The organism is Planomonospora parontospora, assembly GCA_014647935.1.
Classification (GTDB): Bacteria; Actinomycetota; Actinomycetes; order Streptosporangiales; family Streptosporangiaceae; genus Planomonospora; species Planomonospora parontospora.
Map to the genome: position 1 here is coordinate 288,459 of BMQD01000007.1, position 14,830 is coordinate 303,288.

Below are 14,830 nucleotides of genomic sequence, written 5' to 3' on the forward strand. Positions count from 1 at the left end.
CACCCGAAAAGGTGTGAATCTACGCCGTAAAGGGCCTCAAACGAGACCGATTCCGAGGCTGAGGGTCCCGGCTCCCAGGGAGATCCCACCGAGTGCCACCAGCCAGATGAGCTTGTTGGGCCTGGTGTCCGAGGGCCGCACGACCGATAGGAAGAAGCCGAGGGGCATCAGGATCGGCGCGGCCACGATCAGCGCCCGCGTCAGGCTCTTCACGCCCTCGGACAGGTCGGCCCGGTCGATGTAGAGCAGGGCGACCAGGGCGAAGAGCACCAGGACGCCCGCGTGGGCGTGGCCCGCCCGCCACAGGCCGCGCCGGACCGGATTGTCCAGGTAGCCGGGGATGTCGCGCATGATGTGCGCGAGCAGTGAGAGTCCGCCGAAGGCCACGGCGGGAACGGTGATGAGCAGCACTCCGGCGGTGCTCAGGGACGACGGCGACATGCGAAGGGTCTCCTCGGTTGGATAGTAGCGCTGCCTAATTATTGGGTAGTATGACTATCTAGTCAAGCGGTGGATTTGCCTCGGAGGCGGAGGGGGAGGTTGTCTGGCGGACGCGACCCGGGTGGCGGGCAAAGATCGCGGGCTGATCCGCGCGAAATGTCTGCCGGTTCGGGGAAGATACGGAGTACAGACGTCCCCCAGGCGGAGGTGCCACAGATGGCTAGCAAGGACACCGGCGGCCAGAAGCAGACCGGCCGGACCGACCGTGAGCTCGAGGAGGTCGAGGCCTCCTCGACCTCCGACGTCCAGGAGCGCCAGGAGAAGCTCTCGGACGATGTCGACTCGATCCTGGACGAGATCGACGAAGTCCTCGAAGAGAATGCGGAGGAATTCGTGCGCAGTTACGTACAGAAGGGCGGAGAGTAGGGTAAAACGGACGCGGTGCGGGTGGGGTGGGTTGTCGAAAGTGACAGATGAGGCGGCAGGCGATTCCAAAGTCTGCAGAGACTGCGGCATCCTGAAGCCGGTCAGTGGGTTCTGGCGTCGCAAGCAGTCGGCCGACGGGCTGGCGCTGTACTGTAAGCCCTGTTTCGGCAAGCGCAATGCCGCTTCCTATCGGGGACAACAGAAAAAGGTAGGTAAGACGCCGAGGCCTTATCGTCCATGGAGTGACGTACCGGAGGGGATGAAGTTCTGTCCCGGATGCCAGGACGTCAAATCGCGCGCCGAGTTCGGTAGGAACCGGGCTGCCAACGATGGCCTGACAAGCTACTGCAGGCCATGTCACACCCTGGTCATACGAGCCATCAAGGTGAAAAACCACGGCAGCGAGCGCAACTATCGACTGAGGCATCGATACGGCATCACCGAGGCCGAGGCCGACCGGATGCACGCGGAGCAGGGCGGGCTCTGCGCGATCTGCCGGGAGGGCGAGGCCGAGCACGTCGACCACTGCCATGAGACCGGCCGGGTGCGGGGGCTGCTCTGCTTCAACTGCAACAACGGGCTGGGGCACTTCCGGGACGACCTGAGGGTCATGGATCTGGCCGTGCTCTACCTGCTCGGCCAGGTGCCCTGGCCGGAGGGCGATCTCGAACCGTGCTCGGCGCCGCGGAGGGAGCCTGCCCCGACACGGAGCTACCACCTCACCGGCCGATATCGGATCACCGCCGCCGACGCCGACCGCATGCTCGACCGGCAGAAGGGGTGGTGCGTGGTCTGCTGGATGCGTCCGGCGGAGCACGTCGACCACGACCATGACACGGGCGGGGTGCGGCACGCGCTCTGCCTGCCCTGCAACAGTGGTCTGGGGCAGTTCCGGGACAGCGCGCGGGTGGTCGAGGCGGCGATCCACTATCTCAGGGAGGCCTGGGGAGAGACCACCGACGAGGAGGAGATCGCCCGTCTCGCCGCCGCCGAGGACGAGGCGTGGCGCGGACTGCTCGAGGCCGTCAGCTGATCAGGTGAACGGTCGCGATCTCGAAGGGGCGCAGCGGTAGCCGTACGGCGCCGCCGGTGACCTCCAGCCGCTCGCCCGCCGTGCCGAGCAGGTCGGCGCGGCGGGCGGCGGTGAAGGAGCCGCGGATCACCGCCCCGGTGGCGGCCGGATGCTCGGCGACCAGGCGGAGCTCCAGTGCGTCGCCGCGCTCGCGCAGCGCCGTCAGCACCACGCCCCGGCCCTCGACGCAGAGCCGCCCGCCGGTGCCCGCCGTGGGCCCGGCCGCCGGAGAGGCGCGGACATCGCCTCCCGAGCCCGGTACGGCCAGCAGTTCGTGGCGATACTCCTCGGCCAGGCGGGGCAGGCCCGCCTCGTCCCAGGTGCCCGCGTGCGGGAGCACGGCGAAGCGCATCGCGGTGGGGCCGGGGCACTGGGCGGCGGGGGTGGGCAGCTGCGGACCGGCGGGCCGTTCGCGGCGGGCGTTGCGGTCGCGCGACAGGTGGCCCACGGAGCGGAGCAGGGTCAGGGCGAGCTCTCCGCCGGTCAGCTCGTACTCGGTGACCTGGTCGAGCAGGACGGCGAGGCCGCCCGCGGCGACGAAGCCCTCGGCGGGGAAGGTGGGCAGGGGGTGCTCGCCGCAGCCGCCCTCGGCGGTCAGGCCGCGCCGGACGACGGCCAGCTGCCCCTCGGCGAAGGACTCGGCGGCGGGCCGGGGGAGCGGGGCGTGCCAGCGGACCCGGTGGTCGCGGGCGCGGTTGTCGAAGGAGGTCTCCAGCCGCAGGTACGGCTCGCCGGCGCGGAGCTCGGCGCGGGTGGTGACCGTGACGGGCTCGGTGTCCTCGGAGCGGCCGTGCTCCCAGGACTCGGCGGGCCAGCGGTAGGTGCGCCGGATCTCCAGCACCGACACCAGCGGTCCGGCGCAGACGCTCTCGACCTCGACGGAGACGGGGGTGTCGACCTGGAGGTCGTGGCGGGGCGGCGCGTGGTCGTAGGTGTCCCCGGCGTCGCCGCCGTCGACGATGCGGCCGACGCCGTGGGCCTGCGCGTCGCGGGAGGCGAGGGAGAGGGTGCCGTCGGGGGCGACGGCGACGCGGAGCAGGCCGTTGTCGAGGGCGCCCTCGGCGGGGCGGCTCCAGCGGGGGCCGTCCGGGGCGGAGGGATGGGACGCGGCGGCTCGGTCCGGTGTCTCCGCGGCGGCGGGTGCCGAGCCGGAGGGGCCCGCGGCCGGGGGCTCCGGAGCGGGGGGTTCCGCGGCGGACGCGGTGGTGGGTCCGGGCTCCGTGGCGGGTCCGGTGACGGGCGCCGCGGTCAGGACGGTGCGGCCGAGGGGCGGGACGGTGACGAGGGCGGCGACGGTGACGACGGGCTCGGCGAGGGTGCGCACGCGCCAGGGGCCGGGGCGGGCCGCCGCGCCGTCGAGGACGGCGCGGCGCAGGTCGGCGTAGTCGTACCCGGAGGAGCCGTGGCGGCCGACGACGACGGTGAAGAGATCCTCCTCGGCGCTCCAGGAGACGATCTCCTGACCGGACGTCTCGCGGTCGTGGATCCGGCCGAGGAGCCGGGTGAGGTCGTCCACGACGGTCTCGCCGAGCAGGGTGGGGGCGAGCTCGAGCCGCTGCAGCGGCACCGGCTCCCCGCCGGGGCCGAGCAGCCGGGAGCGGGCCTCGGGGAGGTCGGCCAGGACCAGGGCGGTCCGGGTGAAGGGGGAGGGGTTGACGGCCACGAGCCGATCGCGGCCGGCCCGGTCGGCGAGGGAGGCGCCGACCAGGTCGACGACGGCCTGGGCGGTCTGCTCGGCCTCGGCGATGCGGGCGGCGACCTGCTGGGCGGTCTCGTCGGATCCGCAGCCGGTGACGGAGTCGTGCCCGCTGCAGGCGATGAGGCGGCGCCAGGCCGCGTCGAGGAGCAGCCGCGCGGCGGAACCGGCGCCGTCCGGCCGGGCGGCACCGGAGACGTCGTCCGGGCCGGCGTCGGAGGTGCTCTGCGGACCATGGACGCCGTCGGAGGTGCCGTGGGGGCCACGGACGCCCTCGGCGGCGCCGCCGGGCAGCCAGAGGGCGGCCAGCGGTTCGGCGTAGCGGATGAGGACGCGTTCGGCGCGTGCCATGGCCCGCTTGACGGGGACCCGGGCGGAGACGACGCCGGGCAGGAGGTGGGCGCGGGCGTGGGAGCGCAGCTCGCCCTCCACGACGGGCAGGCCGTCGACGGACGGGCCGCGGGCGGCGAGGTACTCGCCGAGGGTGGCCAGGCGCAGCCCGGCCGCGGTGACTTCCGGGTCGGGGGTGGTGTGGTCGTTGCCGTACATGGCCAGCACGGGGCCGTCCGGGTGCCAGGGGCGCAGGGTCTCGGTGAGGGCGGCCAGCCGGTCGGCCAGCGCCTCGGCGGGGCCGCTGAGCAGATGGGCGGCGTTGCCGTACCCGCCGGGGAGGTACTGGGTCCGGACGGCGGTGCCGTCCGCGCCGGTCCACGCGAAGGCGGCGCGGTCGACGCGGGCGGGCACGCCGCGCCAGAGGCAGGCGTGCTCGAACCCGGCCAGCCGGAGGATCTGCGGCATCTGGGCGCAGTGGCCGAACTGGTCGGGGAGGTAGCCGACGCGCATCGCGCCGCCGAGCTTCTCGGCGCCGCGCACGCCGTACTCGAGGTTGCGGATGAGGGTCTCGCCCGCGCACAGGAACTCGTCGGCGAGGACGAGCCACGGGCCGGCGGCGAGGCGGCCCCCGGCGACGAGGGCCTCGACCAGCGGCCTGCGCTCGGGCCGCACCTCCAGGTAGTCCTCCAGCGCGGCGAGCTGGCCGTCCATGGTGAAGCGGTGGGCGGGGTCGGCGGCCAGGGCGTCGAGGACCCGGTCGAGCATGCGGACCAGCCCGGCGCGGAAGCGCTGGAAGGGCAGGTACCACTCGCGGTCCCAGTGGGTGTGCGGGACGACGGTGATCTCGTCGATGCCGGTGACGTCGGTGTCAGGCGCCATGGGCTCCCCCGGGTGAGTCCGCTCCGATGATTCCCCGCGCGGCCACGATAGCGGCGGGCCGCGCGGCGGGCGCGGGGTGCGGGGAATCGGGAACCCGGGCGGACCGGGTTCGCGCTGAGCTGATCGAGGGGAGTGCATGGGGGACGGATGGGTGAGTAGGGTCAGGCGTTAGGCGAGCACACCGGTAGGGCTGTCGGCCTTGCCCTCCGGCGTCGCTCGAACATGTACGGAAGTCTTGGAGGGAGTCGCGTGGCATCGCACAGGGACCTGCCCGCCGGCATGGTGAACCACATCTTCACGAACACCGGCAACTCCTCGTTCACCGAGTTCGTCGGGTCCTACGCGCCGGAGCTGCTGCCCGGCCGCAACGACAACCTGGCGGCGCCGGTCGGCGACCAGATCGCGCACGCGACCACGATCGTCGCGGCCACCTGCGCCGGAGGCGTGGTGATGGCCGGGGACCGCCGGGCCACCTCCGGCAACATCATCGCCCAGCGGGAGATCGAGAAGGTCTTCCGGACCGACGACCACTCGTGCATGGGCATCGCCGGGGCGGCGAGCACCGGCATCGAGATGGCCCGCCTCTACCGGGTGGAGCTGGAGCACTACGAGAAGATGGAGGGCCGGACGCTCTCGGTGGCGGGCAAGGCCAACCGGCTCGCCACGATGATCCGGGGCAACCTGGCGATGGCGATGCAGGGCCTGGTGGTGGTGCCGCTGTTCGCGGCCTACGACCCCGACATCGACGGCGGCCGGATCTTCAGCTACGACGTGGGCGGCGGGCCGTACGAGCAGTTCCACCACCACGCGATCGGCTCCGGCTCGATCTTCGCGCGGGGCTCGCTGAAGAAGCTCTACCGGGAGGGGGCCTCTCCCGAGGACACCGTGATGGCGCTCATCCAGTCGCTCTACGACGCGGCCGACGACGACTCGGCGACCGGCGGGCCCGACGTGACCCGCAGGATCTGGCCGGTGGTCGCCACGATCACCGCCGACGGGTTCCGCAGGCTGCCCGACGACGAGGTCGCCGAGTACGTCCAGGCGACCGTGGCCGGCCGCATGACCAACCCCGACGGTCCCGTCGCCCCGCTGCGCTGACACGAGCCGCGCTGACACGAGAGGAAGAGCACCACGGTGTCCATGCCCTTTGGATATGCGTCCCCTGAGCAGATCATGCGGGACAAGGCGGACTACGCGCGCAAGGGCATCGCGCGCGGCCGCAGTGTGGTCGTGCTCCAGTACGAGCACGGCATCCTGTTCGTCGCCCCCAACCCCTCCCGGGCACTGCACAAGATCAGCGAGATCTACGACCGGATCGGGTTCGCCGCGGTCGGCCGCTACAACGAGTTCGAGGCGCTGCGGCTGGGCGGCATCCGCTACGCCGACATCAACGGCTACACCTACGACCGCTCGGACGTGACCGCGCGCGGGCTGGCCAACCTGTACGCGCAGAACCTCGGGCAGATCTTCACCGAGTCGATCAAGTCGTTCGAGGTGGAGGTGGTGGTCGCCGAGGTCGGCGACACCCCGGAGACCGACGCGATCTACCGGCTGACCTTCGACGGCTCGGTCTTCGACGAGCACGGCATGGCCGTGATGGGCGGCCAGGCGGAGGCGGTGACCACCCGGCTCAAGGAGCACTACCGGGAGGGCATGACGCTGGCGCAGGCGCTGGAGGCGGCGCTGGCCGCGCTGACCGAGCCGGGCGGCGAGCGTCCGCCGGTGGGGCAGCTGGAGGTGGCGGTGCTCGACCGCAACCGCGAGCACCGCAAGTTCCAGCGGCTCGTCGGCTCCCGGCTCGAGACGCTGCTCGCCGAGGCCGCGGCGGGGCGTGCCGCGCAGGCGCCGCCCGCGGAGTCGGAGTCCGCGCCCGGGGCCGTCTCGGCTCCGGAGAGCGGCGCCGGTCCGGCGACCGGCCCCGAGGGCGACATCGACACCGGCTCCGGCGGCTGACCTCTCTCGGCCGGGGGATACGGCGGGTTCCAGACGAGGGGTACGGCGGGCCCGCCGTACCCCTCGCCTGGGGTGTGACGCGGATCACCGGCCCCTCGCCCAACCGATCACCGGGAGGCGCCGTCGTAACGGACATGAAGCGATCTCTTGCAGCGGCCTCCGCGGTGTTCGCCCTCGCCCTGGCCGGAACGACCGCGGCGGAGGCGGCGGCGGTTCCGGACTTCCCGAACCCCAAGATCTTCGGCGCCTCGTTCCAGCGCGACCCCGGCCACGACTTCACCAAGCGCATCAGCCCCCGCAGGGACGGCGTCCTGCGCGGCTGGATCACCTACGTCGGCTCCCGGCACGTCGAGTACGAACCGATCAAGTGGAAGCGGGCCAAGTACGCCGAGGGCTACTTCGTGGGCCCGCCGGAGGGCGACGTCACCGCCTACGCCTCACCGGTCGCCGGGGACGTCGTCTATCTGAGCGCCTTCGGCTGCGGCAAGGCCAGGGCCGGCACGACCGTGAGCCCGAAGACCGGCCTGGGCGTCAAGCGCTGCTCCCGCAAGGCGCTGCTGGCCAACGCCAAGAAGAGCAGGATGCCCGGACTCATCACCGTCTACAAGGGCAAGATCGTCAAGTTCCAGGAAATCTACACGCCCTGAGTCCGCTTACGCCCCCGGGCCGGGGGGCATAAGCCCCCCGACCGAAAACCCCGACGGATCCTTCCCGCTCGAGGTACCTGGCGAATAGTGTGAGGAAGCGACTCCTCCGCTCCTTGCCGGAGCGGCTTCTCGCTTCCCTCTGCCGAGGTAGGCGACGGCCAAGCCCTGACCGTTTCGAACACAAGGACCATAACAGGGAAGTGACCCCCCTGCCGGGTGAACCCGACAGTCCCCTCGCTAGGAGAACGATGGACCGCCGCATCTTCGGGCTTGAGAACGAATACGGTGTCACCTGCACGTTTCGGGGGCAGCGGCGGCTGTCACCCGACGAGGTCGCCCGCTACCTCTTCCGCCGGGTCGTCTCGTGGGGCCGGTCGAGCAACGTCTTCCTCCGCAACGGCGCGCGCCTCTACCTGGACGTCGGCAGCCACCCGGAATACGCCACCCCCGAGTGCGACAACGTCATCGAGCTGGTGACGCACGACAAGGCGGGCGAGCGCATCCTCGAGGGCCTGCTCCTGGACGCCGAGAAGCGGCTCCGGGAGGAGGGCATCGCCGGAGACATCTACCTGTTCAAGAACAACACCGACTCGGCCGGCAACTCCTACGGCTGCCACGAGAACTACCTGGTCGGACGGCACGGCGAGTTCGGCCGCCTGGCCGACGTGCTGATCCCCTTCCTGGTCACCCGGCAGATCATCTGCGGCGCCGGCAAGGTGCTGCAGACGCCGCGCGGCGCGGTCTACTGCGTCTCCCAGCGGGCCGAGCACATCTGGGAGGGCGTGTCCTCGGCGACCACCCGGTCGCGGCCGATCATCAACACCCGCGACGAGCCGCACGCCGACGCCGAGCGCTTCCGCCGCCTGCACGTCATCGTCGGCGACTCGAACATGAGCGAGACGACCATGCTGCTCAAGGTCGGCGCGACCGACCTGGTGCTGCGCATGATCGAGGCGGGCACGGTGATGCGCGACCTGTCGCTGGAGAACCCGATCCGGGCCATCCGCGAGGTGTCCCACGACATGACCGGCCGCCGGCGGGTGCGCCTGGCCAACGGCCGGGAGGCGTCCTCGCTGGAGATCCAGCAGGAATACCTGGCCAAGGCCCGCGACTTCGTCGACCGGCGCGGCGGCGACGAGATCAGCCACCGGGTGCTGGAGCTGTGGGAGCGCACGCTCAACGCCGTCGAGACGGGCAACCTGGACCTGGTCGCGCGGGAGATCGACTGGGTGACCAAATACCAGCTGATCGAGCGCTACCGCGCCAAGTACGACCTGCCGCTCTCCAGTCCGAGGGTCGCCCAGCTCGACCTGGCCTACCACGACGTGCACCGCCGCCGGGGGCTGTTCTACCTGCTGCAGAAGCGCGGGGCGGTGGAGCGGGTGGCCTCCGACCTGAAGATCTTCGAGGCCAAGTCGGTGCCGCCGCAGACCACCCGGGCGAAGCTGCGCGGCGAGTTCATCCGGCGGGCGCAGGAGAAGCGGCGCGACTTCACCGTCGACTGGGTGCACCTGAAGCTCAACGACCAGGCGCAGCGGACCGTGCTGTGCAAGGACCCGTTCCGCAGCGTGGACGAGCGGGTGGACAAGCTGATCGCGGGCATGTGACGGCGGCCCGGGCGGTGGGCGGTCCGCCGCCCGCCCGGGGACGGCAGGAGCGGCCGGGCGGTCCGCCGCCCGCGACGGGCACCCGGCGGGCGGTCCGTCGTGGTCGGGCGGCGCGTGTTCGCGAGGATGAACGTTTCACCGCTTATCCCTGCCGTATGCGGCGGTCGGATAGTGTGGCGCGAACCTGACGTCTGCTTGAGGGATATCGAATGCGCCGCCGCAGCCTGGCCGTACTGGCCGCAGTGCCTCTGTTGTTCGCCGCAGCCTGCGGCACCGATCAGAGCGGCACCAAGCCCGCCGCCGGCAGCGGCATCAAGGTGACGGGCGACGTCGGCAAGAAGCCGACGGTGACCTTTCCGACGGGCGCGCCCGCGAAGAAGTCCGTCGAGGAGACGGTCAAGGACGGCTCCGGCACGGAGTTCAAGGTCGGCGACAACGTCATCGTCAACTACACGGTCTACACGTGGGACGGCAAGACCAACGCCGCGGCCATGTCCACCTACGACACGGGCTCCCCGGAGACCATCCCGGTCAGCGACCAGTTGCCGTCGGTCCTGAAGGAGGCGTTCGTCGGGGCCAAGCCCGGCGGCCGCCACGTCGCCGTGGTGGCCCCCGACAGCCTGTCCCCGCAGCAGCTGGAGCAGGCCAAGCAGCAGGGCCAGGCCGAGGTGACCCAGGTGCTGGTGCTGGACATGGTGGGCCTGGAGCCGCCGGCGCCGAAGCCCGTCACCGTGGACGGCAAGGCCACTGACCCCGGCGTCAAGGGCGTCAAGGTCGAGAACCCGGGCCCCGGCAAGACGCCCAAGCTGACCACGAAGACCGGTGAGAAGGCGCCCAAGGAGCTGATCTCCAAGGTCGTCATCAAGGGCACCGGCCCCGAGGTGAAGTCCGGCCAGAAGCTCATGGCCCACTACATCGGCAAGATCTGGGGCACCGACAAGGAGTTCGACAGCAGCTGGGGCCGGGGCGAGCCGGCGACCTTCCCGATCGGCGTCGGCCAGGTCGTCAAGGGCTGGGACCAGACGCTGGTCGGCCAGACCGTCGGCAGCCGCGTGCTGGTCACCATCCCGCCGGACCTCGGCTACGGTCCCGAGGGTCGCGCCCCGAGCATCAAGGGCACCGACACCATGGTCTTCCTGGTGGACATCGTCGGCGCCTACTAGGCACCGGTCCGGCCGGTCGCGACGCTCCCCCCGGGCGGGCGTCGCGACCGGCCGGGCAGGGGCAGGCCCGGTCGCGCACGCGCGCGGCCGGGCCTGCCGCATGTTACTGACATCTCCCCCAATAGCGGGTTAGGGTGGGCGCATCCACCGATCCAGGGGGAGCCGGATGCGTCCTCGGGCCCTGCTCGTCGTGCTCTCGCTCGCGCTGGCCTGCGGCTGCACCGCGGGCGGGCAGGCGGGCCCGGACATCGCGGTCGGCGGCGACTTCGGCGCCGAGCCGGAGATCGGCTTCCCCGTCGGCGGTCCTTCCGAGGACCTGCGGGTTCGCGAGCAGATGGCCGGGACCGGAGCCGTGGTGGAGCCGGGCGACCTCGTCGTCGCCCACTACACCGCGCACGTGTGGGACGGCCGGGACAACCGCCTGCTGGCCTCCAGCTTCGACCAGGGGGCGCCCGCCTCCTTCCCGCTGAACGGGGCGGTCACCGGGGTGGGCAAGGCGCTCCAGGGCCACCGGGTCGGCAGCCGCGTCGTCGCGGTGATCCCGCCGGAGGAGGGCTACGGGCCCAATCCGCCCGGCGGGATGAGCGCCGGGGAGACGCTGTTCTACGTGATCGACGTGCTCGGCGCGTTCCCGGCGGGCGCCGCCGCGCAGGGGTCCGGCGGCCCGGGGGAGCTCGCCGGAGTGAAGATCACCGGCGGTCCCGGGGAGCGGCCGGCTCTCACCCTGCCGGACGGCCGTCCCCCCGCCGGCCTGGAGACCGAGGTGCTCGTCCGGGGCAGGGGGGCGAGGACCCAGGCGGGACGGCTCCTCGTCGTCCAGTACGAGGGCAGGGTCTGGGGGTCGGACGCCGTGCTGGACTCCACCTGGCGGACCGGGCGGCCCAAGGCCTTCCGGATCGGCAAGGGCGCCGTCATCCCCGGCTGGGACCGCGCCCTGACCGGCGTTCCGGTCGGCAGCCGCGTCGCGATGGTCGTGCCCCCGGCCCTCGGCTACCGGCAGGGGCTGCCGCCCCTGGTCAAGCCCTCCGACACCCTCGTCTTCGTCGTGGACGTGCTCGCCGCCTACTGAGGCGCCCGGTGGACTGCGGTGGACCTCCGACGGGCGGTCCGGCGGACCGCCGGACGGGGCCCGCGCACCGCCGCCTGCCGCGGCCCTGCCGTGGCACCGGCCGGTCCGGGCGAGCGGGACGATGGGGCGGTGGCCGGGCGGACTAGACTCCGGCCGTGAACGGCGACGATCTGAGCGCGGTGGCGGTCCTGAACGATCCCGTACGGCGGGCGGTCTACGAGTACGTGGTCGCCCAGGGGCGCGAGGTGGGGCGCAACGAGGCGGCCGAGGCGGCGGGGGTGCAGCGCACGCTCGCCGCGTTCCACCTGGACAAGCTGGTCGAGGCCGGGTTGCTGGAGTCCGGGTTCAAACGGCTGGGGGAGCGGACCGGGCCGGGGAGCGGCCGGCCGGCCAAGGTCTACCGCCGGGCGCCGGGTGAGTGGCAGGTGAGCGTCCCGTCCCGCGACTACCGCACGCTCGCCCTGGTGCTGGCCGAGGCGGTCGACCTGCTCGGCGGGGACGAGCGGGCCGAGGAGGCCGCCCGGCGGGCGGGGCGCAGGCTCGCGGGCGGACGGGGCGAGCCGGGGCCGGGCGGGCCGGGCGGGCCGGGCGGATCGGGTGGACCGGGCGGTCAGGACCCGTCGCGCGGCCGGGAGGGGGCGGCCGGAGGGCCGGACGCGGCCGGAGTGCCCGGAGACTCCGGTGATCTCGATGACCTGCTGCGGCGGCGCGGTTACGAGCCCTACGAGGAGGACGGCCGCCTGCGGCTGCGCAACTGCCCGTTCCACGTCCTGGCCGAGGAGCACCCGCTGCTGGTCTGCTCGATGAACCTGGCCCTGTGCCGGGGACTGCTGGAGGGACTCGGCCGCGACCCCGGGCGGGCCCGGTCGGACCCGCGGCCGAGGGAGTGCTGCGTGAGCTTCTCTATAGATAATGATAATTGACATAGAAGGCGCGGGGATGGTCTGCTGAGGTCATGCATCTGGCACAGTTGAACGTCGCCCGCCTCCGCGCCCCCTTGGACTCGCCCGAGATCGCTGACTTCGTCGCGCTCCTCGAACCGGTCAACAAGGTCTCCGACGAGTCCCCCGGCTTCGTCTGGCGGCTCAAGGAGAGCGAGGACGACCCGCAGGCCACGGTCCAGCACGACTACGGCGACGACCTGGTGATCAACTTCTCGGTCTGGGAGTCGCGCGAGGCGCTGTGGAACTTCGTCTACCGCAGCGCCCACCTGCCGGTGCTGCAGCGGCGCCGGGAGTGGTTCCTGAGCATGGCGGAGCCGTACTCGGTGATGTGGTGGATCCCCGAAGGGCACATCCCCTCGCTGGCGGAGGGGATGGAGCGGCTGGAACTGCTCCGGCGCGAGGGGCCCGGCCCGCGGGCCTTCACGTTCAGGGACTTCCACGACGGTGGGGCGGCCGGTGACGGCGCGGGCCCCGGCGGCGCGGGCTCCTACGGCAGCAGCGAGGCCGCCAGCCTGCCCGCGGCGGCCGAGGCCAGGAAGTAGGCCCGGTCCTCCTCCAGCCCCCGCCCCATGGTGGACAGCCGCACCGGCGACGCCTCCAGCGCCTCGTGCAGCCCGTCCACGGGCACGGGCACCAGCTCGTGCCGCTCGCCCAGCGGCCGGGCCTGCTCGGCCACCCGGGCGCCGAACCCGCCCGGCAGCTCGGGCAGCGCCACCCGGGCGGGGGCCAGGGCGACCCGCCCGTAGGCGGTCAGCGAGTGGTGCGAGAGGCCGAGGTGCCGCTCGCGGGGGTCGCCCTCGCTGACCCGCAGCGCCGCGACCGGGCGGCCCGACAGCACCGCGGCGGCGTTGACCGCCTCCCCGGCCGAGACGCCGGAGAAGCCCCACCGGGTCCCGCCGCCCAGGTTGCCCGGCCCCTGGGTGACGACCGCGACGTCGGCCGACAGGACGTGCCGGGCCGCCAGCAGGCCGGTGTGCACCGTCACCGCCTCCACGTCCCCGCCGAAGGACTGGCCCGTGGTCACCGTCCCGCACAGCCAGCCGACCTCCCGCAGCCGCGCGCACGACATGGAGAACCAGGCCGGCAGCGCGCCCCCGTCGAGCATCACGTAGACGACCCGGACGCCGGGGCGGGAGCCGTACAGGCCGCACAGAATCGCCGGGAGGGCCGAGTGCAGGTCGGCGACGACCACCGGCATCCCGTCCAGGGAGTCGGCCTCGCGCAGGACCTCGTGGTGCGGGGAGCCCTGCTCGTCGGCGCCGGGCACGGTGGCCTGCAGCGGGGTGTAGCGTGCCTTCACCAGATGTCCCGGTCCGTGTGGATCTTCCGGCAAACGGTCGGGAAGCGCCACCACCATGGCGTAACCTCCCGTACCGAGACCCATCGCGAGCGCGGTCGTGTTGAGCAGGACCGCGTCGCCGGGCTCGGGGCGTCCCACGAGGGCGGGATAGGCGAGTGCGCGCGCCTGGCCCTCCTCGGTGGCGACGTCCAGCTCCACCGCCCCCGGCCACTCGCGCCGGATCCGTACGACCTCGCCCCTGCGCCATCTGATCACGCGGGGAAGGGTAGCGTCATTTGAACAGGGAGGGAGGCCGGATGTCACGCCGGAAGACCGAGCGGCTGCTGAACCTCGTGATCTGCCTGCTCGCCACGCGGCGGCCGCTGAGCGCCGAGCACATCCGCCAGGCCGTGCCCGGCTACGACTCGGCCAACGACGAGGCCTTCCAGCGGATGTTCGAGCGCGACAAGAACGAACTGCGCGAGATCGGCATCCCGATCGAGGTCCAGAAGGACCCCTGGGAGGAGGATCCGGGCTACCGGATCGTCCGGCAGGCCTACGAGCTGCCCGAGATCACCCTGGAGCCCGACGAGGCCGCCGTCGTGGGCCTGGCGGCCCGGGTGTGGCAGCGGGCCAGCCTGGCCGAGGCGGCCAGCGGGGCGCTGCTGAAACTGCGCGCCGGGGGAGTGGAGACCGACGAGACCGGCGGCATGCTCGGCGGCGCGCTGGAGCTGCGGGTCGACACCAGCGACCCGGCCTTCCCGGCACTGTGGGAGGCCGTGCGCGACCGGCGCCCGGTCCGCTTCCCCTACCGCGTCGCGGCCGGGGAGAGCGTGCTGACCCGGACCGTCGAGCCGTGGGGCGTGGTCAGCCGCCGCGGCCGGTGGTACGTCGTCGGCCACGACCGCGACCGCGACGCCCCCCGGGTCTTCCGGCTCAGCCGGATCACCGGGCCGGTGGTCCCGGCCGGCCGCCCCGGCACCGTGACGGTCCCCGAGGGCGTCGACATCAAGTCGATGGTGGGCTACCGCGACGACGGGCCCCTGACCCCGCGCACCGCGGTCATCCGGGCCCGCGAGGGCGCCTGCCAGGGCCTGCGCCAGGTGGCGAAGGCCGTACGGCCCGCCGGCGAGGGCTGGGACGAGCTGGAGGTCGACTTCACCGACCCCGAGCGGCTGGCCGGCTGGGTCGCCGGGTTCGCCGCCGACGCCGAGGTGGTCGGGCCGCCCGACGCCCGCGAGGCCGTCATCTGCCGCCTGAAGGGAGCGCTGGCATGATCGTCCGGACTGGACCCGGTACGGCGGGAACGGTGAGCGGGGCG

Annotated in this window: 14 protein-coding genes; 11 read left to right on the plus strand and 3 right to left on the minus strand. The window is 72.7% G+C overall.

Annotation, left to right across the window (positions count from 1 at the left end; genetic code table 11):
• Window positions 1–36 precede the first annotated feature (36 nt).
• Complete coding sequence (locus tag IEZ07_RS13905) at window positions 37–441, minus strand: hypothetical protein (protein WP_191895120.1); 405 nt, start codon at window positions 439–441, stop codon at window positions 37–39.
• Between the two features lie 216 nt (window positions 442–657).
• On the opposite strand from IEZ07_RS13905, the gene IEZ07_RS13910 reads away from it, so the two are divergent.
• Together IEZ07_RS13910 and IEZ07_RS13915 are read left to right on the plus strand one after the other, a co-directional pair.
• A complete protein-coding gene (locus IEZ07_RS13910) occupies window positions 658–867 on the plus strand; it encodes a ubiquitin-like protein Pup (protein WP_191895121.1) in 210 nt (69 codons plus the stop codon).
• 385 nt (window positions 868–1,252) lie between these two features.
• Complete coding sequence (locus IEZ07_RS13915) at window positions 1,253–1,900, plus strand: endonuclease VII domain-containing protein (RefSeq protein WP_191895122.1); 648 nt, start codon at window positions 1,253–1,255, stop codon at window positions 1,898–1,900.
• Here the strand turns inward: IEZ07_RS13915 and IEZ07_RS13920 are convergent.
• Window positions 1,893–4,847 (minus strand): glycoside hydrolase family 38 N-terminal domain-containing protein, encoded by a 2,955-nt coding sequence (locus tag IEZ07_RS13920; RefSeq protein ID WP_191895123.1) that lies wholly within the window; start codon window positions 4,845–4,847, stop codon window positions 1,893–1,895. The two genes, IEZ07_RS13915 and IEZ07_RS13920, sit on opposite strands and share 8 nt — an antisense overlap.
• A 249-nt stretch (window positions 4,848–5,096) precedes the next feature.
• Between IEZ07_RS13920 and prcB the strand changes: the two genes are divergently transcribed.
• The 8 genes from prcB (at window position 5,097) to IEZ07_RS13960 (ending at window position 12,772) form a co-directional block, all read left to right on the plus strand.
• The gene (prcB, locus tag IEZ07_RS13925) at window positions 5,097–5,945 is read left to right on the plus strand and encodes a proteasome subunit beta (protein WP_084008610.1); all 849 of its coding nucleotides are present in this window, start codon (window positions 5,097–5,099) and stop codon (window positions 5,943–5,945) included.
• A gap of 42 nt (window positions 5,946–5,987) precedes the next feature.
• Complete coding sequence (gene prcA / locus IEZ07_RS13930) at window positions 5,988–6,800, plus strand: proteasome subunit alpha (protein ID WP_191895124.1); 813 nt, start codon at window positions 5,988–5,990, stop codon at window positions 6,798–6,800.
• Window positions 6,801–6,934: 134 nt separating this feature from the next.
• Window positions 6,935–7,447 carry a hypothetical protein gene (locus tag IEZ07_RS13935; RefSeq protein WP_191895125.1) on the plus strand — a complete coding sequence of 171 codons (513 nt, stop codon included), beginning with the start codon at window positions 6,935–6,937 and terminating at the stop codon, window positions 7,445–7,447.
• A gap of 248 nt (window positions 7,448–7,695) precedes the next feature.
• Window positions 7,696–9,054, plus strand: coding sequence for a Pup--protein ligase (gene pafA / locus IEZ07_RS13940; protein ID WP_068899405.1), 1,359 nt, complete (start codon window positions 7,696–7,698; stop codon window positions 9,052–9,054).
• Between the two features lie 209 nt (window positions 9,055–9,263).
• Entirely contained in the window at window positions 9,264–10,217 is a 954-nt protein-coding gene (locus IEZ07_RS13945) for an FKBP-type peptidyl-prolyl cis-trans isomerase (RefSeq protein ID WP_191895126.1), read from the plus strand.
• A 166-nt stretch (window positions 10,218–10,383) separates the two neighbouring features.
• On the plus strand, window positions 10,384–11,286 hold the full coding sequence (locus IEZ07_RS13950; protein ID WP_191895127.1) for an FKBP-type peptidyl-prolyl cis-trans isomerase: 903 nt from the start codon (window positions 10,384–10,386) through the stop codon (window positions 11,284–11,286).
• A gap of 155 nt (window positions 11,287–11,441) precedes the next feature.
• On the plus strand, window positions 11,442–12,209 hold the full coding sequence (locus tag IEZ07_RS13955) for a helix-turn-helix transcriptional regulator (RefSeq protein WP_191895128.1): 768 nt from the start codon (window positions 11,442–11,444) through the stop codon (window positions 12,207–12,209).
• Window positions 12,210–12,241: 32 nt separating this feature from the next.
• Window positions 12,242–12,772 (plus strand): DUF3291 domain-containing protein, encoded by a 531-nt coding sequence (locus IEZ07_RS13960; protein WP_191895129.1) that lies wholly within the window; start codon window positions 12,242–12,244, stop codon window positions 12,770–12,772.
• Here the strand turns inward: IEZ07_RS13960 and IEZ07_RS13965 are convergent.
• The gene (locus IEZ07_RS13965) at window positions 12,718–13,785 is read right to left on the minus strand and encodes a DUF3866 family protein (RefSeq protein ID WP_191895130.1); all 1,068 of its coding nucleotides are present in this window, start codon (window positions 13,783–13,785) and stop codon (window positions 12,718–12,720) included. The genes IEZ07_RS13960 and IEZ07_RS13965 overlap by 55 nt on opposite strands.
• Before the next feature lie 41 nt (window positions 13,786–13,826).
• Here IEZ07_RS13965 and IEZ07_RS13970 point away from each other — a divergent pair, with 41 nt between their 5' ends.
• Window positions 13,827–14,786 carry a helix-turn-helix transcriptional regulator gene (locus tag IEZ07_RS13970; RefSeq protein WP_068899415.1) on the plus strand — a complete coding sequence of 320 codons (960 nt, stop codon included), beginning with the start codon at window positions 13,827–13,829 and terminating at the stop codon, window positions 14,784–14,786.
• Window positions 14,787–14,830 lie beyond the last annotated feature (44 nt).

Bases quoted from the DNA above. Each gene is read 5' to 3' on its own strand.
- IEZ07_RS13960 (WP_191895129.1), top strand. From the start codon at position 12,242: ATGCATCTGGCACAGTTGAACGTCGCCCGCCTCCGCGCCCCCTTGGAC.
- IEZ07_RS13950 (WP_191895127.1), top strand. From the start codon at position 10,384: ATGCGTCCTCGGGCCCTGCTCGTCGTGCTCTCGCTCGCGCTGGCCTGC.
- IEZ07_RS13970 (WP_068899415.1), top strand. From the start codon at position 13,827: ATGTCACGCCGGAAGACCGAGCGGCTGCTGAACCTCGTGATCTGCCTG.
- IEZ07_RS13910 (WP_191895121.1), top strand. From the start codon at position 658: ATGGCTAGCAAGGACACCGGCGGCCAGAAGCAGACCGGCCGGACCGAC.
- IEZ07_RS13945 (WP_191895126.1), top strand. From the start codon at position 9,264: ATGCGCCGCCGCAGCCTGGCCGTACTGGCCGCAGTGCCTCTGTTGTTC.
- prcA (WP_191895124.1), top strand. From the start codon at position 5,988: ATGCCCTTTGGATATGCGTCCCCTGAGCAGATCATGCGGGACAAGGCG.
- IEZ07_RS13935 (WP_191895125.1), top strand. From the start codon at position 6,935: ATGAAGCGATCTCTTGCAGCGGCCTCCGCGGTGTTCGCCCTCGCCCTG.
- pafA (WP_068899405.1), top strand. From the start codon at position 7,696: ATGGACCGCCGCATCTTCGGGCTTGAGAACGAATACGGTGTCACCTGC.
- IEZ07_RS13920 (WP_191895123.1), bottom strand. From the start codon at position 4,847: ATGGCGCCTGACACCGACGTCACCGGCATCGACGAGATCACCGTCGTC.
- IEZ07_RS13905 (WP_191895120.1), bottom strand. From the start codon at position 441: ATGTCGCCGTCGTCCCTGAGCACCGCCGGAGTGCTGCTCATCACCGTT.